The 25,310-nt window shown below is 67.8% G+C and carries 23 protein-coding genes; 14 read left to right on the top strand and 9 right to left on the bottom strand.

The window, feature by feature from the left end:
• Window positions 1-34: 34 nt before the first annotated feature.
• From ACZK08_RS05745 to ubiM, 3 genes are all read left to right on the top strand, one after another.
• A complete protein-coding gene (locus ACZK08_RS05745; RefSeq protein WP_053518760.1) occupies window positions 35-589 on the top strand; it encodes a DUF4019 domain-containing protein in 555 nt (184 codons plus the stop codon).
• Between the two features lie 11 nt (window positions 590-600).
• Window positions 601-990, top strand: a complete 390-nt coding sequence (locus ACZK08_RS05750) for an MAPEG family protein (protein WP_065181158.1) — start codon at window positions 601-603, stop codon at window positions 988-990.
• Window positions 991-1,070: 80 nt separating this feature from the next.
• A complete protein-coding gene (ubiM, locus tag ACZK08_RS05755; protein ID WP_065181159.1) occupies window positions 1,071-2,249 on the top strand; it encodes a 5-demethoxyubiquinol-8 5-hydroxylase UbiM in 1,179 nt (392 codons plus the stop codon).
• An 11-nt stretch (window positions 2,250-2,260) separates the two neighbouring features.
• On the opposite strand, the gene ACZK08_RS05760 is transcribed toward ubiM, so the two are convergent.
• Complete coding sequence (locus tag ACZK08_RS05760; protein ID WP_014036469.1) at window positions 2,261-2,482, bottom strand: RNA-binding S4 domain-containing protein; 222 nt, start codon at window positions 2,480-2,482, stop codon at window positions 2,261-2,263.
• 267 nt (window positions 2,483-2,749) lie between these two features.
• Here ACZK08_RS05760 and ACZK08_RS05765 point away from each other — a divergent pair, with 267 nt between their 5' ends.
• The 6 genes from ACZK08_RS05765 to ACZK08_RS05790 all read left to right on the top strand — a co-directional run bounded on the left by ACZK08_RS05765 (window position 2,750) and on the right by ACZK08_RS05790 (window position 12,198).
• Window positions 2,750-4,684 (top strand): DEAD/DEAH box helicase, encoded by a 1,935-nt coding sequence (locus ACZK08_RS05765; RefSeq protein WP_065181160.1) that lies wholly within the window; start codon window positions 2,750-2,752, stop codon window positions 4,682-4,684.
• Between the two features lie 149 nt (window positions 4,685-4,833).
• A complete protein-coding gene (locus ACZK08_RS05770) occupies window positions 4,834-7,257 on the top strand; it encodes a putative bifunctional diguanylate cyclase/phosphodiesterase (RefSeq protein ID WP_065174677.1) in 2,424 nt (807 codons plus the stop codon).
• A 174-nt stretch (window positions 7,258-7,431) separates the two neighbouring features.
• Window positions 7,432-9,030 (top strand): sensor domain-containing diguanylate cyclase, encoded by a 1,599-nt coding sequence (locus ACZK08_RS05775; RefSeq protein WP_080375311.1) that lies wholly within the window; start codon window positions 7,432-7,434, stop codon window positions 9,028-9,030.
• A gap of 34 nt (window positions 9,031-9,064) precedes the next feature.
• Complete coding sequence (locus ACZK08_RS05780) at window positions 9,065-9,787, top strand: pseudouridine synthase (RefSeq protein ID WP_053518769.1); 723 nt, start codon at window positions 9,065-9,067, stop codon at window positions 9,785-9,787.
• 74 nt (window positions 9,788-9,861) lie between these two features.
• On the top strand, window positions 9,862-10,932 hold the full coding sequence (locus tag ACZK08_RS05785; protein WP_065181161.1) for a sensor domain-containing diguanylate cyclase: 1,071 nt from the start codon (window positions 9,862-9,864) through the stop codon (window positions 10,930-10,932).
• Between the two features lie 105 nt (window positions 10,933-11,037).
• Window positions 11,038-12,198 carry an AAA family ATPase gene (locus ACZK08_RS05790; RefSeq protein ID WP_065181162.1) on the top strand — a complete coding sequence of 387 codons (1,161 nt, stop codon included), beginning with the start codon at window positions 11,038-11,040 and terminating at the stop codon, window positions 12,196-12,198.
• A 9-nt stretch (window positions 12,199-12,207) separates the two neighbouring features.
• On the opposite strand, the gene ACZK08_RS05795 is transcribed toward ACZK08_RS05790, so the two are convergent.
• From ACZK08_RS05795 to ACZK08_RS05805, 3 genes are all read right to left on the bottom strand, one after another.
• Window positions 12,208-13,155: a DMT family transporter gene (locus tag ACZK08_RS05795; protein ID WP_065174680.1), complete on the bottom strand. Its 948-nt coding sequence runs from the start codon at window positions 13,153-13,155 to the stop codon at window positions 12,208-12,210.
• A 60-nt stretch (window positions 13,156-13,215) separates the two neighbouring features.
• Complete coding sequence (locus ACZK08_RS05800; protein WP_231107708.1) at window positions 13,216-13,971, bottom strand: DUF72 domain-containing protein; 756 nt, start codon at window positions 13,969-13,971, stop codon at window positions 13,216-13,218.
• A 68-nt stretch (window positions 13,972-14,039) separates the two neighbouring features.
• A complete protein-coding gene (locus ACZK08_RS05805) occupies window positions 14,040-14,483 on the bottom strand; it encodes a VOC family protein (RefSeq protein WP_065181164.1) in 444 nt (147 codons plus the stop codon).
• Window positions 14,484-14,593: 110 nt separating this feature from the next.
• On the opposite strand from ACZK08_RS05805, the gene ACZK08_RS05810 reads away from it, so the two are divergent.
• Both ACZK08_RS05810 and smrA read left to right on the top strand, forming a co-directional pair.
• Window positions 14,594-16,153 carry a serine hydrolase gene (locus ACZK08_RS05810; protein ID WP_065181165.1) on the top strand — a complete coding sequence of 520 codons (1,560 nt, stop codon included), beginning with the start codon at window positions 14,594-14,596 and terminating at the stop codon, window positions 16,151-16,153.
• 176 nt (window positions 16,154-16,329) lie between these two features.
• Window positions 16,330-18,162: a multidrug efflux ABC transporter SmrA gene (smrA, locus tag ACZK08_RS05815; protein ID WP_065181166.1), complete on the top strand. Its 1,833-nt coding sequence runs from the start codon at window positions 16,330-16,332 to the stop codon at window positions 18,160-18,162.
• Between the two features lie 100 nt (window positions 18,163-18,262).
• On the opposite strand, the gene ACZK08_RS05820 is transcribed toward smrA, so the two are convergent.
• Window positions 18,263-20,071: a DUF885 domain-containing protein gene (locus ACZK08_RS05820; protein ID WP_065181167.1), complete on the bottom strand. Its 1,809-nt coding sequence runs from the start codon at window positions 20,069-20,071 to the stop codon at window positions 18,263-18,265.
• A 112-nt stretch (window positions 20,072-20,183) separates the two neighbouring features.
• Between ACZK08_RS05820 and ACZK08_RS05825 the strand changes: the two genes are divergently transcribed.
• Window positions 20,184-20,540, top strand: a complete 357-nt coding sequence (locus ACZK08_RS05825) for a GFA family protein (protein ID WP_053518787.1) — start codon at window positions 20,184-20,186, stop codon at window positions 20,538-20,540.
• Entirely contained in the window at window positions 20,537-21,334 is a 798-nt protein-coding gene (locus ACZK08_RS05830) for a DUF4349 domain-containing protein (protein WP_231107709.1), read from the top strand. Before ACZK08_RS05825 ends, ACZK08_RS05830 begins: the two co-directional genes overlap by 4 nt.
• 33 nt (window positions 21,335-21,367) lie before the next feature.
• On the opposite strand, the gene ACZK08_RS05835 is transcribed toward ACZK08_RS05830, so the two are convergent.
• Together ACZK08_RS05835 and ACZK08_RS05840 are read right to left on the bottom strand one after the other, a co-directional pair.
• Window positions 21,368-21,661: a hypothetical protein gene (locus ACZK08_RS05835; RefSeq protein WP_053518791.1), complete on the bottom strand. Its 294-nt coding sequence runs from the start codon at window positions 21,659-21,661 to the stop codon at window positions 21,368-21,370.
• Window positions 21,662-21,732: 71 nt separating this feature from the next.
• Window positions 21,733-22,677: a LysR substrate-binding domain-containing protein gene (locus ACZK08_RS05840; RefSeq protein WP_053518793.1), complete on the bottom strand. Its 945-nt coding sequence runs from the start codon at window positions 22,675-22,677 to the stop codon at window positions 21,733-21,735.
• A 115-nt stretch (window positions 22,678-22,792) separates the two neighbouring features.
• On the opposite strand from ACZK08_RS05840, the gene ACZK08_RS05845 reads away from it, so the two are divergent.
• On the top strand, window positions 22,793-23,665 hold the full coding sequence (locus tag ACZK08_RS05845; RefSeq protein ID WP_065174688.1) for a DMT family transporter: 873 nt from the start codon (window positions 22,793-22,795) through the stop codon (window positions 23,663-23,665).
• A 237-nt stretch (window positions 23,666-23,902) separates the two neighbouring features.
• Here the strand turns inward: ACZK08_RS05845 and ACZK08_RS05850 are convergent, their stop codons facing one another.
• On the bottom strand, window positions 23,903-24,259 hold the full coding sequence (locus ACZK08_RS05850; RefSeq protein WP_478452566.1) for a hypothetical protein: 357 nt from the start codon (window positions 24,257-24,259) through the stop codon (window positions 23,903-23,905).
• Between the two features lie 13 nt (window positions 24,260-24,272).
• Window positions 24,273-25,175, bottom strand: coding sequence for a peptidylprolyl isomerase (locus tag ACZK08_RS05855; RefSeq protein ID WP_065181169.1), 903 nt, complete (start codon window positions 25,173-25,175; stop codon window positions 24,273-24,275).
• Between the last annotated feature and the right edge of the window lie 135 nt (window positions 25,176-25,310).

Here is a 25,310-nt window from a genome sequence, read left to right on the forward strand (position 1 = left end):
GACTGCGGTTCCTTCCGATGAACCGGTGGTGTCCATGAAGCGCGCGCTCCTGCTGCTGTCCCTGTTGCCGCTTGCTGCATTCGCCCAGGTGCCCGCGCCCGCCACGCCGGCTCCGGCGCCGGCGCGCCCGGCGCCGAGTGCGCCGGCCGCCGCGCCACCGGCGACAGCGGCACGGCCGCCCGCACCGGCCCTCAGCCCGGCACAGCAGGCGCAGGTGCAGAAGCAGGACGCGGAGATGGGGGCGGCCGCACTGAGGGCCGCGCAGATGGTCGACGCCAACCGCGCGGGCGAGTTGTGGGATGGCGCATCAGCCGTAGCGCGGCGCGCGGTGACCAAGCCGGCCTTCATCAGCCAGCTGACCGCCGACCGCACCCGCCTGGGTGCCTTGAGTGGTCGCGGCCAACCGTCCATTACCCGGGTGAAGTACGCGGCCGGCGCCGCCGTACCCGAAGGCCTGTACATCAATGTCAGCTTCCCGACCCGCTTCGCCAACAGTGCGCAGCCCGTGCGCGAACTGGTCTCGTTCCGCTTCGATGAGGACCAGGTCTGGCGCCTGGCCGGTTACAGCCTGCGCGCACCCGGGCCCTGAAGGAGAACAGCATGGCGGCCGAACTGACACTGCTGGCGTGGTCGACGCTGCTGGGGTTTGTCTACATCTTCGCCACCTCCACGGTGGTGACCCGCGAGCGGGGCATGAAGTGGAACGCGTCGGCACGCGACGAACAGGGCCGGCCACTCAGCCCGCTGGCAGGGCGGCTGCAACGGGCCCAGTCCAACTTCCTTGAGACGTTCCCGTTCTTCGCCGCCGCCGCGATCGCGGTGGTGGTGGCCGGTCGCAGCAGCGACACCACGGTACTGGCCGCGCAGGCGTACTTCTGGGCACGGGTGGTCTACCTGCCGCTGTACGCCGCGGGTGTGCCCTACGTGCGCAGCCTGGTGTGGCTGGTGTCGCTGCTGTCGATCCTGGCGCTGGTGTTCGCACTGCTGTGAGCCGGGCCTGATCCAGATCAAGGCCGGTCAGCTGCGCGGCGCTATGCTGGCTGCGACTGGATCGATGGTGGGAGGCGCGCATGCGCAGGATGGACGTGGTGGTGGTTGGCGCGGGGCCGGCAGGACTGTGCTTCGCACGTGCGCTGGCCGGCAGCGGGCTGCAGATCGGGCTGATCGAAGCGCAGCCACGCCAGGCGCTCGCCGAAGCGGCGTTCGACGGCCGCGAGATCGCGCTGACCCACGCGTCGCGGCAGAGCCTGGAGCAGCTGGGGCTGTGGGCACGGCTGCCGGAGGCCGAGATTTCCGAACTGCGCGATGCCAAGGTGATGAACGGCGGCTCGCCGTTCGCACTGACCTTCGCCAGCAGCCAGGTCGATGGTCAGCCGCTGGGTTGGCTGGTGCCCAATCATCTGATCCGCCGTGCGGCGTGGGACGCGGTGCAGCGCCAGGACGGCCTGGAACTGTTCGACGGGCGCAAGGTGCAGGGCGTGCAGGCCGATGCGCAGGGCCATGTGGTCACGCTGGATGATGGCAGCAGGCTGCACGCGCGGTTGCTGGTGGCCGCGGACAGCCGTTTCTCCGCAACCCGGCGCATGCTCGGCATCGGTGCGCAGATGCGCGACTTCGGCAAGTCGATGCTGGTGTGCCGCATGCGCGTCGAACGCGACCATCACCACACCGCGTGGGAGTGGTTCGGCTACGGTCGTACGATGGCGCTGCTGCCGCTCAACGAAGGCCAGGCATCTGCGGTGATCACGCTGCCCCCGCGGCGGATCGAGGATCTGCTGGCGATGGATGAGGTAGCCTTCGGTGAGGCCGTCAGCGGCTTCTTCGAGCATCGGCTGGGGGGCATGCAGCCGGTCGCCACGCCGCAGGCCTATCCGTTGGTGGGTGTCTATGCACACCATTTCGCAGGCGAGCGCTCGGCGCTGATCGGCGACGCTGCGGTGGGCATGCACCCGGTCACCGCCCATGGCTTCAACCTGGGCCTGGCCAGTGCCCAGCGCCTGGCGCGGGGCATCGCCGGCCAGCAGCGCCGCGGTGCGGACATCGCCGCGGCCGGCATGCTGGCCGGCTACCAGCGTGGCCATCGGATGGCGGCGCGACCGCTGTACGAGGCGACCAATGCGATCGCCAGCCTGTACACCGATGATCGGCGCCCGGCGCGGCTGCTGCGGGCAGCGGGCCTGCGTGTCGCCCAGGGCGTGGCACCGTTCAGGCAGCTGATCGCCTCGCACCTGACCCAGCGCGTGGCCTGAACAGGGTCAGATCAGCCGGCCGCCAGCACCCGGATCTGGCTGTCGGCGAATTCGACCACCTGGCCTGCGCGGATCTTGCAGGCCTTGCGCAGTTCAACTTCGCCGTCGACCCGCACCTGGCCCTCGCTGATGACCATCTTGGCCTCGCCGCCACTGGTGACCAGGTCGGCCAGCTTGAGCAACTGCTTGAGTTCGACGTAGTCACCGTCGAGGTCGAATTCGAGAATCTGCATGGAGCGGGGTTCCTGGGAAGGGGCGCAGGCCAGCGGCCGGGCCGGGAAGAGGGCGCGTATTGTGCGCCAGCACGGGGCCTGACGGCACGCGAAGGGGAAAGCTGTACGCCTCGTTCAGGATCAATGCGGTATCATTCCGCTCTGAGCGAGTGAAATCTCCTCCGACCGAGCAGCGCCAGGGCACGCGATAAGAAGGGCGCCCAAAGCGCGGACCATCACCTTTTTTATCGCACTGCCAGGAAGACGGCAGTGTCTTCGGAGTTCCCCATGTCCCAAGATTCCCAAGCGCAGCTGCAGTTCGCGCAGCTCGGCCTGTCCGAGCCCGTGATGCAGGCGGTCACCGCCATCGGCTACGAAACCCCGTCGCCGATCCAGGCCGCCACCATCCCGGCGATGCTGGAAGGCCGCGACGTGCTGGGCCAGGCGCAGACCGGTACCGGCAAGACCGCCGCTTTCGCACTGCCCGTACTGTCCAACATCGACCTGCAGCAGATCAAGCCCCAGGCGCTGGTCCTTGCGCCGACCCGCGAACTGGCCATCCAGGTCGCCGAAGCGTTCCAGTCCTATTCGTCGAAGATCCCGGGCTTCCGCGTGCTGCCGGTGTACGGCGGCCAGCCGTATGGCCAGCAGCTGTCGGCCCTGCGCCGCGGCGTGCACATCGTGGTCGGTACCCCCGGCCGCGTGATCGACCATCTGGACCGCAGCACCCTGGACCTGTCCGAGCTGAAGACCCTGGTGCTGGACGAAGCCGATGAAATGCTGCGCATGGGCTTCATCGACGACGTCGAAGCCGTGCTGAAGAAGCTGCCGGAGCAGCGCCAGGTGGCCCTGTTCTCGGCCACCATGCCGCCGCAGATCCGCCGCATCGCGCAGACCTACCTGCAGGACCCGGTCGAGGTCACCATCGCGGCCAAGACCACCACCTCGGCCAACATCCGCCAGCGCTACTGGTGGGTGAGCGGCATGCACAAGCTGGACGCGCTGACCCGCATCCTGGAAGTCGAGCCGTTCGACGCGATGATCATCTTCGCGCGTACCAAGGCCGGTACCGAAGAACTGGCCAGCAAGCTGCAGGCCCGGGGCCTGGCCGCTGCCGCCATCAATGGCGACATGCAGCAGGCCCAGCGTGAGCGCACCATCGCCATGCTGAAGGAAGGCAAGCTGGACATCCTGGTGGCCACCGACGTTGCCGCCCGCGGCCTGGACGTCGAGCGCATCAGCCACGTGCTGAACTACGACATTCCGTACGACACCGAAAGCTACGTGCACCGCATTGGCCGTACCGGTCGTGCCGGCCGCAGCGGCGAGGCGATCCTGTTCGCGACCCCGCGCGAGAAGGGCATGCTGCGCCAGATCGAGCGCGCCACCCGCCAGCCGATCGAAGAGATGCAGCTGCCGAGCGTGGAAGCGGTCAACGATACCCGCATCAACAAGTTCACCTCGCGCATCAGCGAAACGCTCGGCGCCGGCGGCCTGGACTTCTACCGCCAGCTTCTGGAGCGCTTCGAGAACGAGCAGAACGTGCCGCCCATCGAAATTGCTGCCGCGCTGGCGAAGATGCTGCAGGGCGACACCCCGTTCCTGCTGCAGCCGCCGGTGCGTGCCCCGCGGGAAGAGCGTGCGCCGCGCGAGCGCTTCGACCGGGGCGACCGTCCGGAGCGTGGCGATCGCTTCGACCGCAACGAACGTGGCCCGCGCTTCGAGCGTGGTCCCCGCCGTGACGACGCCGAGGGGGGGGGCGAGCAGCGTCCGCGCCGCGAGGTTCCGCCGCGCGGTGCGCCGGAGCAGGGCATGGAGACCTACCGCATCTCGGTCGGTCACCAGCATGGCGTGAAGCCGGCGAACATCGTCGGCGCCATCGCCAACGAAGCCGGCCTGGAAAGCCGTTACATCGGCCGCATCGACATCCACGACGACTTCTCGCTGCTGGACCTGCCGGCGCAGATGCCGCAGGACGTGCTGACCCACCTGCAGAAGGTGTGGGTGTCCGGCCAGCAGCTGCAGATGCGTCCGCTGGCTGCCGGTGAAGAGATCAATCCGGCACCGCGTCCGTTCAAGCCGCGCTTCGACAAGCGGGGTCCGGGTGGCCCGGGTGGCCCGCGTCGTGGCGGCCCAGGTGGCCCGGGTGGTCCGGGTGGCGACCGTGACGGCCGTCCGCCGCGTCGTGATGGCTTCAAGCCGCGCGGCCCGCGCAGCTACTGAGCCAGACCTGCCGTGATCGACAACGCCAGCCCCCGGGCTGGCGTTGCTCGTTTGTGGACCCCGGTTTCGCACCGCCCACACATTCAGGGTCATAGGCTGGGCCGGTTCGAAGGGAGGTTGTCACCGCAGCACATTCGGGGGGATCCGGGATGGGTAGGAGTGGCACGGACATTCACAGCCGCCGGGTACCCATGTCCCGTGGGCTGGGGCTGAGGTTTGCGCTGTTGACGGGCATGGCGATCGGGCTGGTCGCATTGTCGGCGCTGATCCAGGAACTGCAGGCGGCTTCGACGGCGTGGATCGCCGGCCAGGGCTATTGGTCGCGTGGCCAGCAGGACGCCACGGCCGCTCTCAGCCGCTACCTGGCGCGGGGGGATGCCCGCGATCTGGAAGACGCCCGCCAGGCCCTGCGCGTGCCGATGGGGGACCTGCAGGGACGCCTGGCGCTGGAGCAGCCGAGACCGGATATCGAGCGTGCCCGACAGGGCTTCCTGCAGGGCGGCAACGCGCGTGCCGATGTGCCGCGGCTGATCTTTTCATTCCGTCACGCCCGTGACCTCGGCGCCTTCCGTGAAGCGACCGCCCTCTGGCGGGCGACCGACGGCGACCTGATGGCCGTGCATCGGCTGGTCGATGAACTGCAGCATCGTCATGCCGACGGTCCACTGCCGGTCGCCGCGCGCGACCGGTACCTGCAGCAGCTCCGTGATCTCGACCGGCGGCTGCAGGTGCAGGCGCAGGCGTTTTCGCAGGCACTGCTGCGGATGGCTGCCGCGGTAAGGATGGCGACCCTGGTTGTCGGCGGCCTGTCGGTGCTGGCGATCAGCCTGATGGCCGTCGCCTTGGCGCGACGGGTCGGCAAGGATCTGACGGAGCATGAAAGCCGCTTCCGCGCAGCCTTCTACCAGGCCAATGTCGGCATGCTGAAGCTTGATGCCGGCGGCCGGGTGCTGGAAGCCAACCAGGCGATGGCGGACATCCTCGACCATCGCCGTGACGCGCTGTTGCAGATGTCGCTGGGTGACCTGCTGATGGAAGGAGAGCTGGTCATCGACGGTGTTGGCCGGATCGACTGGGAGCGGCAGCTGCGGCCGAGCGAGCTGCGCTTCCGCCGTCGCGACGGCAGCCTGGTATGGGGGCGCTGGAGCGGTACCGGCGTGCGCAACACCGGTGGCGGACTGTCGGTGTTCGCGATTGTCGAGGATGTAAGCCAGAACCATGCGCTGGCCCGCGAGATCGAACACCACGCCAGCCACGATCCGCTGACGGGCCTTATCAACCGGCGCGAGATCGAGCGCCTGCTCGAGCGTGCACTGCTGCAGGTGCGCAGCGAGGGGGGCACGCATGCGTTGTGCTACATCAACCTGGACCATTTCAAGCTGGTCAATGACAGCTTCGGCCATGCCGCTGGCGACCAGATGCTGCGCGGTTTCGCCGACTATCTGGTCGCCGCCGTGCGCGAGGGCGACTGGGTTGGCCGGTTGGGCGCCGACGAATTCGCGGTGTTCCTCGCCCATGCGGGCCAGGATGAGGCCAAGCGCGTGCTGCAGCGGGTGATCCGCAATCTTGGCCAGGCCACGTTCCCGATCAGCGAAGGCAGCCTGCAGCTGAGCTGCAGCATCGGCGTGGTCGAGGTCAGCCAGGAGGCACCCGATGTCAACTGGCTGATGAGCGCAGCCGACAGTGCCTGTTACGCAGCCAAGCAGGCCGGTCGCAATCGCGTGCACTGTTTCAACGAGGACCGCATGGCGCTGGACGAACGGCGGCTGGAGGCCGAGCGCCTGCAGGGCGTGAGCCGGGCGATGGCCGAAAATCGCATGCTGCTGTACGCGCAGCGCATCGCCCGGGTGGGTGACCCGGGCTATCTGCACTACGAGGTGCTGGTACGCATGCGCGACAGCGACGGCACGCTGCATCTGCCCGGCCAGTTCATGCCGGCCGTGGAGCGCTACGGCATGGCGGTGACATTGGACCGGCATGTGCTCGGCCTGCTGTTCCGGCACCTGCAGGTATGCCCGGCGCATGTGCGCCAGCTCGGCCTGTGCAACGTCAACGTGTCCGCACAGTCGATCGCCGAACCCAGCTTCCTGGCCTTCGTCTGCGACCTGCTGGAGCGCAACCGCGTACTGGCGTCCAAGCTCTGCTTCGAGATCACCGAGACGGCCGCGATCAGCAATCTGAGCCAGGCGCGGGCGTTCATCGATGCGGTGAAGGCGCGTGGCTGCCGGCTGGCGCTGGACGATTTCGGCTCGGGTCTGTCCTCGTTCGGGTACCTGCGCCAGCTGCCGGCCGACATGCTGAAGATCGACGGCGCATTCGTGCGCGACATGGATGTCGATCCGGTCAGCCATGCGACCGTGCGCGCGATCACCGAACTGGGCCGCGAACTGCAGATGGAGGTCGTGGCCGAGTGGGTGGAGAGCAGCGAGGTGGCGGGGGCGCTGACCCGGCTGGGCGTGCAGGGGCTGCAGGGCTATGCGATCGAGCGGCCGCAGCCGCTGGAGCGGATGACCCTGACCGACCTGCGGCCGGTCAGGCTGAAGGCGGTGAAGGGCCCGCCGGCCGCAGGCTGAACGCTGGTCCGCGACGATTGTCTACACCTGCATGCCACGGACGGCTGCGATAATGCACGCCAGGGGCGACGCGCAGTGGGCGCGGGCGTAAGCAGAACAGGATGTGGCGTGGTCGTCAGGCAGTGGCAGTACGGAACTGGGGTGGTGCTGGTCGTGCTGCTGGTGTGGTTGGCAATGCCGTGGCCTGCGCAGGCCGGTGCGGCGATGCACGGTCCCGACTACCTGCTGGTGGGCGTTGCCACCGCCGAGCCTACGCCCCATCGCGCCTGTACTGCGCAGATGCTGGCCGGGCCACGCCAGCAGGTGCGGGTGCCGGCGCCGCCGGCGGGCTGGTCGGGCGAACCCCAGGCGCTGGATGTGTTCAATGTGTTCGCGGGCGAGGTCCAGGTACGGCACGGCGACCGGGAGATCTGCGGCGACATGCATGATGCGCGTACCCGCGACTCGCGTTTCCGTGCCGGCGTGGGCCTGGTTGCGGTGCCGCCGGCCGGCAGTCACGAGCCATTCCTGGTCTCGTGGCAGACGCCGCTGAAGGATCGTTGGGTACCGACGCTACGGCTCGGCGCACCCAGCCCGGTGCAGCAGAACGACACTGCGCGGCTGCTGGTCCGCGCGGCCTGCATCGCGGTGGCGCTGGCCTTGGCGCTGTCGGCGCTGATGGCCTATCTGACCACCCGTGATCGCAGCTTCCTGGTGTACATCGCGGGTACCGGCGTGCTGGTGCTGTGGCAGGCCATCCTCGGGGGCCTCAGCGGTTATCCGGAGCCGTGGCTGCCGGTCGGCACGCGTGGCGCCTGGTGGCTGCTGGCGCTGACGGCAGCAAGCCAGGCACTGGTGCTGCCTGCCCTGTGGTGGCTGAACGGTGGCGACCGGTTGTGGCCAAAGTCACGCCTGCTCCAGCAGATGGTCCTGTGCGCCCTGCTGGGCGTAGCCGCGCTGGTGCCGTGGCTGCGCTGGGATCAGCTCGGATGGGTCGCGCAGGGGCTGCAGGTGACCTACCTGGCCGGCTGCGGCGTCTCCCTGCTGATGGGGATAGGGGCGCGGTGGCGTGGCGACCGCTGGGCACTGGCTGGATTGGCGGCGCTGGCGCCGATGCTGGTGCTGATCGGCGCCGACGCCTGCGCTGCGGAGTGGCTGCTGGAGTACCGGGTGGAGGCGCTGCAGCTGGCGATCACCTGGCTGCTGATGATGGCGGCCTACGCCCTGAACCTGCGGCTGGGACGCCTGCGCCAGCAGCGTGACGAGATGCGCCAGCTGGCCGAGACCGACGGCCTGACCGGGCTGCCCAACCGCCGCGCCGGCCTGCGCGAGCTCGGCCATCATCTGGAACGGGTGGATCGTGAGCGTGGCCCGATGGTGATCGGCTTCCTCGACATTGATCTGTTCAAGGACATCAACGACCGCCACGGGCATGAGGTGGGTGACCAGGTACTGGTCGCCGTGGCCCGTGCGCTGCGGGCCGCCGTGCGCAGCCAGGACCAGGTGGTGCGGATGGGCGGCGAGGAGTTCCTGCTGCTGATGCCGGGCATGCCGCGCGAGGCGGCGGCGGCGCGGCTGGATCGCCTGCGCCAGCGCATCACCGAGGCCTGCCAGGCCCTGCAGGTGCCGGGGCTGGAGGTGACCGCCAGCATCGGCCTGGCCCAGTGGCGGCCGGGCGAGGACGACCTGGCCGCGCTGCTGCGGCGGGCCGACCATGCCATGTACGTGGCCAAGCGCGCGGGCCGCAACCGGGTGTTCGACGGCGAAGAACTGGATCCACCCGCACCGGCATGAACCTGACAGGGCGGTGATGCCGGATAATAGGGCGATGACCACCCGACTCAACAAACATATCGCCGATACCGGCTTCTGCTCCCGTCGCGAGGCCGACCGCCTGATCGCCGCCCGCCGGGTCACCGTCAACGGCCATCCGGCCGGCACCGGTGCCGTGGTCGGCGAGGGCGACCAGGTGCTGGTCGACGGCCAGCCGCTGCGTGCCCGTACCGCACGCAAGCCGGGGGCGCGCCGCCACGTCTACATCGCGCTGAACAAGCCGGTCGGCGTTACCTGCACCACCGAAAGCTCGGTGAAGGGCAACATCGTCGACTTCGTCGGCCACGAGCAGCGCATCTTCCCGATCGGCCGCCTGGACAAGGAGTCGGAAGGACTGATCCTGATGACCAGCAATGGCGACATCGTCAACCAGATCCTGCGTGCCGAGAATGGCCACCAGAAGGAGTATCTGGTGGCGGTGAACAAGCCGGTCACCGACGAGTTCCTGCGCGGCATGGCCCGTGGTGTGCGCATCCACAACCAGATGACCCTGCCTTGCCGCACCTCGCGCATCGCCAAATTCGGGTTCCGCATCACCCTGGAGCAGGGCCTGAACCGGCAGATCCGCCTGATGGCGGCGGAATTCGGTTACCGCGTCACCCAGCTGCGCCGCGTCCGCATCGACAACATCAAGATCGGTGCGCTGAAGCCGGGCCAGTGGCGCAACCTGACCGAGCAGGAACTGCACGGCCTGCTGCCGCAGCAGCAGGACTGGTGAACGACAGCGGTCGGACGTCGGCCCGGCCGCGCATCGGATAGACTCCGCCGAGACCTGCCGGAACATGACGCTGCATGATCAAGCCCGACAAGCCCGCCAATGAAGCGCTTCGCCTGGAAGCGCTGTACCGCTATCGCATCCTTGATTCGGAACGCGAGAGATCGTTCGACGATCTGGTGGTGATCGCCAAGGCGGTCTGCGGCACGTCGATGGCGGCCGTCACGCTGATCGACGTTGAGCGGCAATGGTTCAAGTCGATCCAGGGCATCGATGCCGCCGAGACCCTGCGCAGCGAATCGATGTGCGGCCATGCGATCCTGCAGCCGCAGGAGGTGATGGTGGTCGAGGACGCACTGCAGGACGTGCGTTTCCATGACAATCCGGTGGTGGTGGGCGATCCGCACATCCGCTTCTACGCCGGCGCACCGCTGATCAGCTCCGACGGACTGCCGCTGGGGACGCTGTGCGTGTTCGATGCGCGCCCGCAGCATCTGGAACGGGCCAAGGCCGAGGCACTCAGTGCGCTGTCACGGCAGGTGATGCTGGTGATGGAGCTGCGCCGTTTTGCGCTGGACATCCAGAAGCACATGCTGGAACGCGACGACTACGAACGCCTGTTGTCCGAGTATCACGATGTGCTGCTGGCACAGAACGCGGATCTGGCCGAACAGAGCCGCACCGATGCACTGACCGGGCTTCCGAACCGGCGGGCGATGGCGGTCGCGCTGGAAGAGTCCGTCGCCGATGCCGATGGCCAGCCACGACAGGTCTGCGTGGCATTGCTGGACATCGACCACTTCAAGAGCATCAATGATTTCCACGGGCATGCGACCGGTGACCGTGTGCTGGCCGAACTGGGGGCATTGCTGCGCGCGCATTTCGCCGGCGGCGGAACGGCGGCGCGGTATGGCGGCGAGGAATTCGTGGCGGTGATGCCGGACACGGATCTCCACGCGGCAGGCGTGCAGTGCGAGTTCCTGCGCATGGCCGTGGGCAACCTGCCGCTCGGCTTTCCGGTCACGGTCAGCATCGGCGTGGCCATGCATCGCGCCGGCGACAGTGTCGACCAGACCCTGGCCCGTGCCGACGCGGCGCTGTACCGGGCCAAGGGCAACGGACGCAACCGCGTGGAGTTCGCGGACTGAGCCGGCCGTCCGCAACCGGCGGCCCCATCGCTGCATGGCGCCGGGTCGCAGCGGGTGCGAACGCTCCGGGTCACCATGGTTGCCTTGTTTCCAAGGATGACCACCATGCTGCAGACCCTGGCCGTCGCCAATTATCGCTCGCTGCATACGCTGGTGCTGCCGTTGCAGCAGCTGAACGTGATCACCGGCGACAACGGCAGCGGCAAGTCCAGCCTGTATCGGGCGCTGCGCCTGCTGGCTGAAACCGCCCAGGGCGGGGTGGCCTCAGCGCTGGCGCGCGAGGGTGGGCTGGGCTCGGCGCTGTGGGCAGGGCCCGGCAGGATCGACCGCCGGGTAGCTGCAGGCGAGATTCCGCTGCAGGGAGGGCCGCGACAGGAGCCGGTAGGCCTCAGACTGGGTTTCACCACCGATGACTACGGCTACGCCATCGACCTCGGTTACCCGCCGCCCAGCCTGTCGGCATTCGCCCTGGACCCGCAGATCAAGGCCGAAGCAATCTGGGCCGGTCCCTTCCTGCGCACAGCCAGTCAGCTGGTGGATCGCCGGGGCGGGATGGTGCGGCAGCGCCATGCACGTGGCTGGGATGTGCTGGACGACCGGTTGTCGCTGTTCGACAGCCTGTTCACCCAGGTAGCTGATCCGCAGCGCATGCCGGAGACCTTCGCCCTGCGCGAGTACATCCGGCGCTGGCGCTTCTACGATCACTTCCGCAGCGATGCCGATGCCCCGGCACGGCAGCCGGCGATGGCCACGCGTACCCCGGTGCTGCACCACGATGGCCGCGATCTGGCCGCAGCGTGGGTGACCATCCTGGAAAACGGTGACCCGGTCGCGCTGGCTCGCACGGTGGACGATGCCTTCCCCGGGGCTTCGGTGGGATTCGAGGTGCTGGATGGACGGATGGTGCTGCGGTTCCACCAGCCCGGCCTGCTGCGGCCGCTGTCGATGGCCGAACTGTCCGACGGCACGCTGCGTTTCCTGCTGCTGGCTGCTGCCCTGCATACGCCGCGGCCGCCGCCGCTGATGGTGCTCAACGAACCGGAAACCAGCCTGCATCCTGACCTGCTGCCTGCGTTGGCGCGGCTGATCGTGGCGGCCAGTTCACGCAGCCAGGTGTGGGTGGTGTCGCACGCCAGCCGCCTGATCGCCGCTCTGGAGCAGGCGCCCGCATGCCATTCCGTGCATCTGCACAAGGAACACGGCCGCACGCTGCTGAGCGGACAGGGCGTGCTGGACGCGCCGGCATGGCACTGGCCGCGGCGTTGACGTGCCCGCTCAATCGGCGATGTTGCGGGCCTCCGCGGTGCCGAGGATTTCCGGATGCTGCAACGGCTTGCGGCGGTTCAGCAGCGGATGCAGGAAGACCGCACCGACGATGATCGCCACGCCCAGGTAGAACCAGGGAGTGACTTCGTGCTGCTCGCGCAGCAGCAGTACCGCCAGCAGCACCGCATACACCGGTTCCAGGTTGGTCACCAGCTGCACGGTGTAGGCGCTGAGGTGGCGCAGCGCGACCAGGGCGAGGGCGAACGGCAGCAGGGTGCAGATACCCGCCAGTACCAGCAGCAGGATGCCGTCGTGCAGGTCCGGCACCACCCACAGCGGGCTGGCCAGGGCCGGCAGCAGGTAGGGCATCAGCGGCGCAAGCAGGGTCAGGGTCAGGGTGCCGGCCCCCAGTTCAAGCGCAGTCACCGTCAACGGATCGGCGTGGCTGACCATGCGCTTGTTGAGCGAGCCGAACACCGCCACCAGCAGTGCAGACAGCGCGCCAACCAGAACCCCCAGCCGCATGCCATCCGGCACGCCCCCCACCACCAGCGCCACGCCCGGCAGAACTGCCAATCCGAAGGCCAGTTCGCGCAGCTGGAACGGACGCTTGGCCACCCACGGCTCGATGATCGAGGTGAACACCGGTGCCAGCGCGATGCAGGTCGCCGCCACCGAGGCATTGGCCAGTTTCACCGCACCATAGAACGTCAGCCAGTGCAGGGCGACCAGCGCACCGATGCCGGCGTATCCGGCCACCACCCGCAACGGCAGCGTGCGCAGGCCGCGCCACACCCGTGGCAGCAGTGCCAGCATCGCCGTCACCAGCAGCATGCGCCACCACACCAGCGGCAGCGCCGGCAAGGTGATCAGCTTGCCCAGGATGGCCGTGACGCCCCACAACAGGACACAGAAGTGGATCTGCCAAAGTGCTTTGCGGGTGTCGGGCGTGCTCATCCGCCTATTGTGCGGCAAGGCGGTGACCGCTGGGCGTCGGCAGCTCGATCCTGGCCGCGTTTACCGCCCCTGAGACCCGAGCAGGTCGTCCAGCCGCCGCTGCAGGGCCATCGCCGCGGCCGGATTGCGTGCCTTGCCGGCACCGATGCAGAGCAGGTACACCTCTCGTGGCGTCGATGGGGCGGATTCGGCAAGGCATGGCAGGTCGTCGACCGGCTCGCCGACGGCCCAGCGCCGGGCGCGTTCGGCCCAGCGCTGCTGCGTGGCGGCAGGCAGCCCCTGCAGCAGACGGGCCTGGCTGCGCTTGATGCGCGCGTAGACGAAGCTGGCGGTGACGTCGCCGTGCAGCGGGGCTTCGTCGCTGTCTTCGATGACCAACGCCACCCCATGCCTGCGCGCGGCAGTGACCAGGGGCGCGCCGTGCACCTGCGGATTGCGGATTTCAACAGCGTGCTGCAGCGCCAGGCCATCGAGCTGCTTCGGCAGCTGGGCCATCAGCGCGTCCAGTGCCCGGGCATCGGCAGGGTGGCGGGGATCGAACTGCCACAGCAGCGGCCCGAGGCGGTCGCCCAGGGCGATCGCTGCCTGCAGGAACGGCGCGGCGGCCTCCACGGTGCCGGACAGGTCGCGACGCTGCACCAGATAGCGGGGTGCCTTCAGGGAGAAGCGGAAGCCGGCCGGAGTCTGCGACGCCCACTGCGCGCACTGGGCCGGGGTCGGGGTGCGATAGAAGGTGCCGTTGATCTCGATGCAGCGCAGGGCACGGCTGGCGTGCGCCAGTTCCTCCCGCTGCGGCAGGCCGGGCGGATAGAACATGCCGCCGCGCCATTCCGGGAACACCCAGCCGCCGATGCCGCAGCGGATGGGGGCGGGTGCCGGCGCGGTCACTGGCGGTGGTCCGCGCGCCAGGGATCGTAGCTGCCGAACCACCACACGTAGCCTTCCGGATCGGCACAGGCGTAGCCACGGCCGCCATACGCCTGGTCGGCAATGTCGATCACGATGCGCGCGCCGGCCGCCTTGGCCCGCGCATAGTGCGCGTCGGCGTCGCTGACGATCACGCAGGCGCTCTGGGTCTGGCGGCCCCCTGTTTCGTCAGGCATCACCGCCAGCTTCGACCACGCGCTGTCGTTGCTGGTCGAACCCAGCATGATCATGCCGTGCCCGAACACCAGCTGCGCGTGGAACACCACGTCGCCATCGGCGTACACCGCCTGCTCCTGGAAGCCGAACGCGCGCTGCAGCCAGTCGATCGCCGCCAGCGCGTCGCGGTAGCGCAGGCACGGAATGATGGTGGATCCACTGCTTGATCGGCCGTTCTCGTCCATGGCACCCCTCCTATGGCACAGGGCACGATGCGCCGGCGACCGTTACCATCCCGCGAAACCCCGGTGATGGCCTGCACATGGCCGCGACCCCTGCTCGGAGATGGTTCTGGATGAATACCTGGATTGGAGGAGCCGTGCTGCTGGCCTGCACGACCATGGCGAATGCTGCAACGCCCCCGCAGCTGCAGGATCTGGATGCGACCGTCGAGCGCGTGCGTGCGCAGTTCGACGTGCCGGGCATCGCCGTTGCCGTGGTCAAGGACGGCAAGGTGGTGCTGGAACGCGGCTGGGGCGTGCGTGAGCAGGGCAGGCCGGATCCTGTGCAGGCCGATACCCTGTTCGCGATCGCCTCCAATACCAAAGCGTTCACCGCCACCTCGCTGAACCTGCTGGCCGAGGACGGCAAGCTGAAGATGGACGACAAGGTGATTGACCACCTGCCGTCGTTCCGCATGTCCGATCCGTTCGTGACCGGGCAGATGACGATCCGTGACCTGCTCTCGCATCGCAGCGGCCTCAGCCTGGGCGCGGGCGACCTGCTGTTCTGGCCGGCCACCGCCTACAGCAATGCCGAAGTGGTGGAGCGGCTGGGCAAGGTGCCGTTGAAAGGGGGATTCCGCGAGAGCTATGCCTACGACAACATCCTGTACGCCGTCGCCCAGCAGGTGATCGAGCACGTTTCCGGCATGAGCTACCAGCAGTTCCTGCAGACCCGCATTTTCGACAAGGTGGGCATGGCGGGCACGCGCTACAACGCCGACCACCTGCGGCCCGGCGACAAGGCGGCCGTCGGACACGCCAAGTACGATTTCAAGGATCTGCGCACCGTCGCACCGCTGACCTGGTCGAACAATGCCGGGGCCGGCGGCATCTATTCCAGCGCGCACGACATGGCGCGCTGGATGCAGGTGCAGCTGGCCGAGGGCGCGCTGGCCGATGGCAGCCCGCTGTTCACCGCGAAGAGCCAGCAGCAGATGTGGCGCATGATCACGCCGCAGTCGATTCCGGCGCCGAGCGTGCCGGAGCTGGCAGCGGCGCGGCCGAACTTCGCCGGTTACGGCGAAGGCTGGAGCCTGAGCGATTACCGCGGGCAGAAGCTGGTCTGGCACACCGGTGGCTGGCCGGGCATGGTCTCGCGGCTGACGCTGGTGCCGGGCGAGAAGCTGGGGGTCGTGGTGCTGACCAACCAGGAAGTGGGCGCTGCGTTCAACGCGATCACGCTGAGCGTGCTCGATGCCTATCTGGGTGCGGAGAAGCACGACTGGGTGGACGCCTATGCCAAGGCCGTGGCCAAGGGCCAGGACAAGGCCGATGAGGCCTGGGCCAAGCACCAGGCAGCGCGTGTCAGGGGCAGCACTCCCTCGCTGCCGCTGGCCGGTTACACCGGCACCTTCCGCGACCGCTGGTATGGCGACATGCAGATCAGCACGGAAGGCAAGGGGCTGCGCCTGCGCTTCATGAAGACCGCGCAGCTGAGCGGCCGGCTGGAGCACTGGCAGCACGACACCTTCATCGTGCGCTGGGACGACCGTTCGCTCAATGCCGATGCCTTCGTGAACATCAGTCTCGACCCGGATGGCAAGGTGCGCGAGGTGCGCATGCAGCCGATCTCCGACCTGACCGATTTCAGCTTCGACTTCCAGGACCTGCTGTTCACCCCGGTCAACTGACGCCGCCGGGCATGGCCCGGCGCTACCGCGACGGGTAGTCAACTGACGCCGCATGATCGGTAGCGCCGGGCCATGCCCGGCGAACACGGGCCGGCGCTAACGGCACCGGGCATCGTCGGTTGGCGTACACATCCGGCATGGGATACTCCGTCGGTTGCAAGAGGCGAGGGAATGCAATGTTCCGTTGGTTTGAATCCCTGATTCCGGTGTTCCCGCCCGTGGACGGGCGCATGCCGCCGCGCAGGGTGCTGCCGTTCTACCTGCACTACCTCCGGCCGGTGTGGCCGGTGCTGTTGGCCACGCTGATCGCTGGCCTGCTGCTGGCGCTGGTGGAAGTGGCGATGTTCGATTACCTGGGCCGCATCGTCGACATGGTCGCCGAGCAGCCCGGTGCCGGCTTTTTCAAACGTCACGCCAATGAGCTGGGCTGGATGCTGTTCATCACCGTGATCGCGCGCCCGGTGCTGGTCGGCCTGCACAACCTGCTGGTCAACCAGGCCATCGTGCCAGGCCTGAGCAATCGTTCGCGCTGGTTGATGCACAACTACGTGGTACGTCAGAGCCTGAGCTTCTTCCAGAACGACTTCGCAGGCAGCGTCGCCAACCGGGTGATGCAGACCGGCACGTCGCTGCGCGAATCCGCTGTGCAGATGGTCGACTCGCTCTGGTACATCGTGGTCTATACCGGCACCGCGCTGTATCTGTTCGCACAGGCCGACTGGCGATTGATGATGCCGTTGCTGCTGTGGCTGATTGCCTATGCAGTGATCATGGTCTACTTCGTGCCGCGCGCGAAGGAGCGGGCATGGATCGCCTCGGAAGCACGCTCCAAGGCGATGGGTCGCATCGTCGATGGCTACACCAACATTCCTACGCTGAAGCTGTTCGCCCATGGCGGCCGCGAGCAGGCCTACGTGGCCGAGTCGATCCAGGAGCTGGCGGTCAAGCACCGCGCGCAGACCCGGGTGACGACCGGCATGGACCTGGCCATCGCCATCGTCAACGGCTTCCTGATCGCCGGGACCTGTGGCCTGGCACTGTGGCTGTGGAACGGTGGCCACATCACCGTCGGCGCGATCACCTTGGCGACGGGCCTGGTCATCCGCATCCACAACATGTCGGGCTGGATCATGTGGACCATCAACGGCATCTTCGAGGACATCGGTACGGTGCAGGACGGCATCACCACCATCGCCCAGCCGCTCACCGTGCAGGACCGTGAGGACGCCGTGCCGCTGCAGGTCACCCAGGGCGGCGTGCACTTCCAGGATGTCCATTTCCACTACGGCAAGAAGGGCGGCGTGATCGCCGGCCTTGACCTGGTGGTGAAGCCGGGCGAGAAGATCGGCCTGGTCGGGCCCTCCGGTGCCGGCAAGTCGACCCTGGTCAATGTGCTGCTGCGGCTGTATGACCTGGAAAGCGGCCGCATCCTGATCGACGGCCAGGACATCGCGCATGTCACACAGGAGAGCCTGCGCCAACAGATCGGCGTAGTGACCCAGGACACCTCGCTGCTGCACCGCTCGATCCGCGACAACCTGCTGTACGGGCGCCCGGATGCCACCGATGATCAGTTGCGTGCTGCGGTCGCCAAGGCGCGTGCGGAAGCGTTCATCGACACGCTGGTGGACGGGCAGGGGCGCCGTGGCTACGACGCACATGTCGGCGAGCGTGGGGTGAAGCTGTCCGGCGGCCAGCGCCAGCGAATCGCCATTGCCCGCGTGCTGCTGAAGGACGCGCCGATCCTGGTGCTGGACGAGGCGACGTCGGCGCTGGATTCGGAAGTGGAAGCCGCGATCCAGGACAGCCTGGACGAATTGATGGGAGGCAAGACGGTGATCGCGATCGCGCATCGGCTGTCGACCATCGCGCGCATGGATCGGCTGGTGGTCATGGACCACGGCCGGATCGTGGAAACCGGCAGCCATGCCGAGCTGATCGCGGCCGGTGGTCTGTATGCGCGGCTGTGGGCACGGCAGACCGGCGGGTTCGTGGCGGCCGACCAGTAGCCGTTTCGGCTGCGGCCGTTCCGTGCAGGGCGCGGATGCGGCGCAAAGAAGAACGGCCCGGTTGCCCGGGCCGTTCATCATCCACATCCAGCGCAGCCGCTTACTCGATCGGCTGGTCCAGCATCAGCTGGCGGGCGAAGCGCACCGGCGGTGCGCCGTAGGACAGCATCTGGTCGTGGTAGGCCTTCAGGTTGAACGCGTCGCCCAGCTTGTCCTGCATCGCCTTGCGGGTGTCGAAGTGCTCCTGCGCACCCACGAAGTAGGTCGGCAGCTGCGCCGAGGTCAGCTGCGCGCGCACCCACTTGCCGGCCGCTTCGCTCTCCTGCTGGAACGCGTCGTGGGTCATCAGGTGCATCGCCTTCTCGCGATCCCAGTTGTCCACGTGCACGCCCTGGTCGAGGATGGCGTTGGAGATCGTGCGCAGGTAGAACTTCAGCTGCACCAGGTGGAACAGCGGATCGTTGTCGAGGTAACCCTGCTCCTGCATCATGCGCTCGGTGTAGACCGCCCAGCCTTCGGCGAACAGGCCCGACCGCAGTACCGCGCGCAGGGTCGAGGGGAACTTGGCCGAATGCCAGCCTTCCAGGTAATGGCCCGGCGTGCCCTCATGGATGCTCAGCAGGTGGATCATGCGCGAGTTGTACTCACGCAGGAAGGAATCGACCTGCTTGTCGTTCCAGTCGTCGGGAATCGGCGACACCGCGTAGAAGGTCTTCAGGTTCTTGTCCAGCGGGCCCGGCGAATCGCAGTAGGCCACGGCCACGCCACGCTGGAATTCCGGCATCAGGATGATGTCCACCGGCGCATCCGGCAGCGTCATCAGGTCGTGCTCGCGCACGAACGCGGTGGACTGGTCCAGCGCGGCCTTGGCGTCGTCGACCACCTTGTCACGTGCCGGCTTGTCGGCGTAGGCCAGTTCCAGCGCGGCCTCGATGGCCTTCTGCTGCTGCTCGTCGGTCGGCTGCGCCGGCATCTCCGGCGCGCCCGGCTTGTCCTTCAGCACCGTCTGCGCGATGCCGTACATGTCTTCGCGCACGCGCTTGAGCTCGGCACGCGCGCGCTCACCGATCTCCTGCCGCGACAGCGAAGAACTGAGGGCGAACTTGAGCTTCTGGTCGTACTTCTCCGCACCGATGCGGAAATCACCCTTCGCGTTCGGCACGAGGGTCTTGTCCAGCCAGGTCTGCTGCTCGTCCACGGCCTTCTTCAGGCCATCGATGGCGGCCTGCAGGCGCTGCTGGTCGGCCTGCGGCAGTTCGCCGATATGCGGGGTGATGAAGGTATCGACGATGCTGAGAATGCCCTTGTTCTGCTTGGCCACCGTCTCGGCATGGATCTTCGGCACACGCGCCGGATCGAGGTTCTCGCGGGCCTGGGCGAAGATCGCCGGCAGCTTTTCCATGCGCGCGGTGGCCGACTTCAGCCGTTCCGGCAGCGGCGCGAACTCGCGTGCCATCAGGCCGTAGATCGCGCTGCCGGCGATGCCGTTGTACAGCTGCGGATCCCACTTGCCGGACTGCAGCACTTCGGCGTTCCAGATTTCCGACTGCAGCTGGTTGCGCAGGATGGCGGCATCGACCTGGTTCTCCCGGCCCAGCTTGGCCACGTCGATCCTGTCCAGCTCGCCCAGCAATGCCTTGTAGGCGGCGACAGTCTTCTGCTGGCCGGCCGCACTCAGGTCGTCGATCTCGCTGTCGTAGCGGTGGTCGCCGATCTGGGTGGCGCTGACCGGGGAGAACTGCATCCAGGTGTCCAGGGCGCGCTTGGACAGATCGGCAAAGGCCGCATCGGCTGCCGCGTCACCGGCCTGCTGGCTGGCGGCGGAGGTGGAACCGGCGGTCGGGGCGTCGGCCTGCTGGCAGCCGGCGAGGGCGGCGACCAGGGCGAGGGCAAGAAGATGCGGGCGCATCGGCATTCCTGTACGGGGTCAAACCCCGAGCATAGGCCGCCAGGGCTGCTTTGTCCCCGTGCCATAGGATTACCATTGGCACCTACACGGACCCGCCAGCGGAGAAAAGGACATGGAATACCAGGGAAGCTGCCATTGCGGCAGGATCGCATTCACGGTGCAGGCCGAGGCCCCGATCAGCGACGTCATCGACTGCAACTGCTCGATGTGCCGCCGCCGCGGCAGCCTGCTGTGGTTTGCGCCGCGCGAGGCATTCCAGCTGCAGACCGATCCAGCCGATGTGGCCACCTACCAGTTCAACAGGCACCACATCGACCACCACCATTGCCGCGAGTGCGGCACTGCACCGTACAGCGAGGCCGTGGATCCGCGCAGCGGTGCGGCCATGGTGGCGGTCAACGTGCGCTGCCTGCCGCAGGTCGACCTGGCCGGCCTGTCGGTGACCTCCTACGACGGAGCCGCAGCGTGACGGTCCGGCATGGATGGGTGGGCGCATTGACCGTGCCGGCACTCGTGCTGGCCCTGGCGGCCTGCGCGAAGGTGGAGCACGCGGCCGGCGGCGGTGGTGCCACAGCCGAAGCCGTGGCGTCGCCCGAAGGCGCCTTCCTGGCCTATGAACACGACGTGCAGGTACAGCTGGACGCGGAAGCGATCGCGCCGCGCATCCAGCAGGTCGCGCAGGCCTGCCAGAGTGCGAAGTTCGGTGACTGTGCGGTGCTGCAGGTGGACCAGCGCAGTGGCGATTCACCCAGCGGCGAGGTCCGGGTGCGCATCGCGCCGAAGGGCGTGGAGCCCCTGATCGGCCTGGCGGGCGAGGGCGGCACACTGCAGTCGCGCACCACCCGCGCCGAGGATCTTGCACAGCAGGTGGCCGATACCGCGTTGACCAAGGCACGGTTGGAGAAGGAACACGCACGCCTGCTCGCCTACCAGGACCGTGGCGGTCTGAAGATCGAGGATCTGCTGGCGATCAGCACGCGCCTGTCGGAGATCGAGGCGGGGGTGGAGCAGGCCAGCAAGGACGCCGCGCAGCAGCGTCGCCGCATCGATACGCAGCTGCTGACGCTGCACTTCGGTACCACCTCCGGCGAGCGCGGCCGCAGCGAGATCGGCGATGCGCTGAGCGAGTCGGGCAGCATCCTCAGTACCAGTATCGCCTTCCTGATCCGTGCGGCGGCTGCATTGCTGCCGGTCGCGGTACTGGCATTGATCGCAGGATGGGGTGTGAGGGCGGGGTTGCGTCGCCGCCGTCGGACGCCGTAACGCGCGGGTTCGCCGGGCCACGCCCGGCGATGCTCAGCCTTCGTCGGTCTCGTATTCGACGAACACGTCCAGCTCCAGCGCAAGCTCCTGCACCGCGTCACGAACCTTCTGCGCGGTGCTTTCGTTGCCCACCTCCACCTCCAGTTCGTGGATGCCCGGACCGATGTCATCGGACAGTCCTGCCGAACTGGAGTCATCGTCGTCCATGTGTGGCATCAGATCGTCGGTTTCCTCGACATGTTCGATGCCTTCCAGGCCCAGCAGCAGGTCGCTGATCGCACGGGCGTCGTCTTCGGTTCCAGTAATGCGCATTCGCAGCAGGGCCATGGCAGATGCAGGTCGTTGTGGAGGTATCCGCAGCGTAGCCAGCGATGGGCAAAGACCGGGTGAGGGCCTGGTCAGCCGGGCGTGGGCGCGCGGCCGAGCAGACTGTCGGGCAGTGCCGGGATCGGTGTGCGGTCGTCCTGTGCCTGGGCCAGCAGCCAATCGATGAACAGGCGTGCGGCAGGGCTGGGCGGCTGGCCTTCGGCATGCACCACGTAATACGCATAGCGGGCCTTCAGGGCGGGCCCAGGCAGCCGCACCACCTCGTAGCGCTGCAGGTAGGGTTGGGCGATGTGGGTGCGCGCCAGCACCGCGCCCATGCCATACACCGCGGCCCGCATCGCATCGGTGCTGTCGGCGAAGGTGTGCATCGGCGGCAGCGGCGAGGGCGGGCGTACGCCCGCATGACGGAACCAGTCGCGCCAGCCCTGCGGCGAGAGATCGGTCAGCAGCGGCAGTTCGGCGATGCGCGCCGGATCGTGCAGGGCTTCCACGCCCGGCAGCGCCGGCGAGGCGACCGGGAACAGGCTGTCGTCCATCAGGTGTTGCGCATGCAGCCCCGGCCACTGGCCCAGGCCATAGCGGATGCCCACCTCCGGTCCGTTGTCGTCGTAGCGGTCCAGGCCGCTGCCGGTGTGCAGTTCCACCCGGATGTGCGGATGCGCCTGGGTGAAGCGCGGCAGGCGTGGCAGCAGCCAGCAGTACGACAGGGAGCGCAGGGTGGTGATGCGCAGCGGCACACTGTCCGCATCCGGATGCAGATTGTGGGCGACGGCGGCGACATCGGTGAACGCCGCACTGGCCGCGTCGGCCAGCTGCCGGCCTTCGGCGGTCAGCCGCACGCCGCGGGCATGGCGCAGGAACAGGCGGGTTTCCAGCACCTCTTCCAGGCGGCGGACATGGTGGCTGACCGCGCTGGCGGTCAGGTGCAGTTCCTGCGCAGCCTGGGCGAAGTTCTGGTGGCGCGCGGCGACCGCGAACACGGCCAGGGCAGGGAGCAGGGAAGGGCGTAGCTGCATGTCCAGCCTCAAACCATACTTGTGGCTGGCAGCGATACTACGCGCTTGTGCGGCGGGCGTCTGCGTCTGATCCTGTTGCACCAACCGAGGAGTGGATGATGGACGGAGGCAGGGCATGAATGCGGTCCCACAGGCGGCCGAGCGCGACTGGCGCACGCCGCTGGAGTTGACCCTGCTGGGCGCCATCTGGGGGTGCTCGTTCCTGTTCATGCGGGTGGCGGTGCCATCGTTCGGCCCGTTCGCCCTGGTCGAGGTGCGTCTGCTGCTGGGGGCACTGGTACTGCTGCCGTTCCTGTGGCGCGCGCGGGCGCAGTTCCCGCCGCGGCGCTGGCTGTGGCTGGCGCCGATCGGCCTGGTCAACTCGGCGTTGCCGTTCGTGCTGTTCGCCTACGCCGCCGAGCACGCACCGGCGGCGATCGGTGCGATCTGCAATGCGATGACGGTCCTGTTCGCCGCGCTCATCGCCTTCCTGTTCTTCGGCGAGAAGATCGGTGTGCGTCGCGCGGGTGCGTTGCTGGTCGGCTTTGCCGGCGTGGTGGTGCTGGCGACGGCCAAGGTCTCGGGCCTGGGCATCGGCACGGCCGTGCTGGCCGGCGCCGCGGCATCGCTGCTGTACGGACTGGGGGTGAACCTGGTGAAGCGGCACATGGCGGGCCTGCCGTCTGCTGCCGCGGCGGCGGCGACGCTGTCCTGCGCCTCGCTGTGGATGCTGCCGATGGCGGTGAGCCATTGGCCGCAGGCCGCGATTCCGCTCAAGGCGTGGGGCGCGGCGATTGCCTTGGGCGTGGCCTGCACCGGGCTGGCGTTCCTGATGTTCTACCGTCTGATCGGCCGCATCGGCCCGTCGCGTGCATCCACGGTGACCTACCTGATTCCACTGTTCGGTGCGGCGTTCGCGTGGTTGTTCCTGGGTGAGCCGGTGACGCTGCAGATGCTGATTGCGGGTGCGTTGATTCTGGGTAGCGTGGCGGTGAGTCAGAAGGGCTGAGGCGTTGGCGTTTTGCGCGTGGCGCGTGCTGAAGGTGCTTCACTGTTCATGGGCGTTACTTTTCTTTTCGCGCGAAAAGAAAAGTAACCAAAAGAAACGCGCCGCCAAGCCGCGAGCCGCCGTGCTTCGCACGTCGGTCCCCTGCGCTTCTCGGTGAATCAGGGGACGGTGCCGAACTCGCTGCGCTCAGACATCGGCACCTCTCCGCCCCTGATTCCCCTGCGATGCTCGGCTCGCTCAAGGCGGACTGAAGGTCAAGATCACCAGCAACAGCGACAGCAACAGCAACAGCAACAGCAACAGCAACAGCAACAGCATCCACGCTTGACGTGGATCTGCTGGGTGCAGCTGTGGACTTTGATCTGGGTCCGCCTTGAGCGAGCCGAGCACCGCAGGTCCGGCGAGGGCGAAGAGGCGCGGGTGTCTGAGCGCAGCGAGTTCCCGCGCCGTCCCTCGACGGGCCGAGGAGCGCAGGGTACCGATGCGCAACGCGCATCGGCTCGCGGTCGGCGGAACGTTTCTTTTGGTTACTTTTCTTTGCGTACAAAGAAAAGTGACGCCCATGAACAGTGAAGCACCTTCAGCACGCGTCACGTGCAGGAACCCATCACCGCACCGGCACCGGAACATTGCACAGATCGATATGCCCCGCCGGACGCTTGTAGAAATCATCCACGCGATTGCGCCGCGCCTCCACCGTATCGGCGAAAGTCTTCGAATCAGTACGCAACACCTGGATCGGCGTGCGTTCGGCGGCCGCCACGTCGCTGGCACGGCGGATCGAAATGATTGGCGTGCGCAGCTTCGGGTCTTCATAGAAGCCCATCGGCGCCGGGCCGCGCGGGATCGCGCTGAGCAGTTCCATGCCCTTCAGGACGCGACCGACCAGGGTGATGTTGCGGTCCAGCTGACGTGGCGACTGCCCGGTCACCACGTACAGTTCGGCACCGATGCTGCTGTCCTCGTCGTTGTTGCGACCGGCCCCCAGCATGCCGTAGCAGTGCGCCAGCCAGGCCTTGCCGGCCTGCGGATCCTGTCCGACCGGGAAGCCATCGACGAAACCGGTCTGCGCCGCCCAGCCATCGCGGTCCGGCAGCACGCTCACCTTCAGGCCGGCGCTGGCACGCTCGAACTCGGCCGGGAGCTTGCGCGCGGCGCTGCCGAACGGTTTGGCCCTGGCCGGGTCATCGGCGTCGGCATCGCCGAACTGCACGACGAAGTTGTCCTGGGAACGGTAGATGCTGGTGCCGTCCCAGAAGTGCTCGTGGGCGAACGTCTGGATGTTGGCGACATGGCGTGGTGCGAACTGGGGCGCCAGTTCGATGATCACCCGGCCGGCAGGCAGATCCATGTACAGCAGGTTGGCCGGGTCGGGGGTGCGCCAATCGCTGGCGGCCGAGGCGTCAAGGATCTGCTGCGGGCTGCGGTAGGGCGTCGCTGCGCTGGCCAGCGAGGGCAACAGGCAGGCCAGGGCGAGGGCGGTCAGGGCAAGGCGACGACGGTGCGGCATGGAAACCCCGGAACATGAACGAGCCCTCGATTCTGCGCGAGCCGCAGGGCCACGCCAACCGGCAGGATGACTAACGACACATTCGCTATACCGAACTTCGCACTACTGTGGACTTCAACGTAGTGGAGGGCCGGG

Source organism: Stenotrophomonas sp. 112478_Sma, from assembly GCF_056479905.1.

What these genes read in the sequence shown, in the direction of transcription:
- ACZK08_RS05745 (WP_053518760.1), top strand. Translation starts at nt 35, where the DNA reads ATGAAGCGCGCGCTCCTGCTGCTGTCCCTGTTGCCGCTTGCTGCATTC.
- ACZK08_RS05750 (WP_065181158.1), top strand. Translation starts at nt 601, where the DNA reads ATGGCGGCCGAACTGACACTGCTGGCGTGGTCGACGCTGCTGGGGTTT.
- ubiM (WP_065181159.1), top strand. Translation starts at nt 1,071, where the DNA reads ATGCGCAGGATGGACGTGGTGGTGGTTGGCGCGGGGCCGGCAGGACTG.
- ACZK08_RS05760 (WP_014036469.1), bottom strand. Translation starts at nt 2,482, where the DNA reads ATGCAGATTCTCGAATTCGACCTCGACGGTGACTACGTCGAACTCAAG.
- ACZK08_RS05765 (WP_065181160.1), top strand. Translation starts at nt 2,750, where the DNA reads ATGTCCCAAGATTCCCAAGCGCAGCTGCAGTTCGCGCAGCTCGGCCTG.
- ACZK08_RS05770 (WP_065174677.1), top strand. Translation starts at nt 4,834, where the DNA reads ATGGGTAGGAGTGGCACGGACATTCACAGCCGCCGGGTACCCATGTCC.
- ACZK08_RS05775 (WP_080375311.1), top strand. Translation starts at nt 7,432, where the DNA reads ATGCCGTGGCCTGCGCAGGCCGGTGCGGCGATGCACGGTCCCGACTAC.
- ACZK08_RS05780 (WP_053518769.1), top strand. Translation starts at nt 9,065, where the DNA reads ATGACCACCCGACTCAACAAACATATCGCCGATACCGGCTTCTGCTCC.
- ACZK08_RS05785 (WP_065181161.1), top strand. Translation starts at nt 9,862, where the DNA reads ATGATCAAGCCCGACAAGCCCGCCAATGAAGCGCTTCGCCTGGAAGCG.
- ACZK08_RS05790 (WP_065181162.1), top strand. Translation starts at nt 11,038, where the DNA reads ATGCTGCAGACCCTGGCCGTCGCCAATTATCGCTCGCTGCATACGCTG.
- ACZK08_RS05795 (WP_065174680.1), bottom strand. Translation starts at nt 13,155, where the DNA reads ATGAGCACGCCCGACACCCGCAAAGCACTTTGGCAGATCCACTTCTGT.
- ACZK08_RS05800 (WP_231107708.1), bottom strand. Translation starts at nt 13,971, where the DNA reads ATGTTCTATCCGCCCGGCCTGCCGCAGCGGGAGGAACTGGCGCACGCC.
- ACZK08_RS05805 (WP_065181164.1), bottom strand. Translation starts at nt 14,483, where the DNA reads ATGGACGAGAACGGCCGATCAAGCAGTGGATCCACCATCATTCCGTGC.
- ACZK08_RS05810 (WP_065181165.1), top strand. Translation starts at nt 14,594, where the DNA reads ATGAATACCTGGATTGGAGGAGCCGTGCTGCTGGCCTGCACGACCATG.
- smrA (WP_065181166.1), top strand. Translation starts at nt 16,330, where the DNA reads ATGTTCCGTTGGTTTGAATCCCTGATTCCGGTGTTCCCGCCCGTGGAC.
- ACZK08_RS05820 (WP_065181167.1), bottom strand. Translation starts at nt 20,071, where the DNA reads ATGCGCCCGCATCTTCTTGCCCTCGCCCTGGTCGCCGCCCTCGCCGGC.
- ACZK08_RS05825 (WP_053518787.1), top strand. Translation starts at nt 20,184, where the DNA reads ATGGAATACCAGGGAAGCTGCCATTGCGGCAGGATCGCATTCACGGTG.
- ACZK08_RS05835 (WP_053518791.1), bottom strand. Translation starts at nt 21,661, where the DNA reads ATGGCCCTGCTGCGAATGCGCATTACTGGAACCGAAGACGACGCCCGT.
- ACZK08_RS05840 (WP_053518793.1), bottom strand. Translation starts at nt 22,677, where the DNA reads ATGCAGCTACGCCCTTCCCTGCTCCCTGCCCTGGCCGTGTTCGCGGTC.
- ACZK08_RS05845 (WP_065174688.1), top strand. Translation starts at nt 22,793, where the DNA reads ATGAATGCGGTCCCACAGGCGGCCGAGCGCGACTGGCGCACGCCGCTG.
- ACZK08_RS05855 (WP_065181169.1), bottom strand. Translation starts at nt 25,175, where the DNA reads ATGCCGCACCGTCGTCGCCTTGCCCTGACCGCCCTCGCCCTGGCCTGC.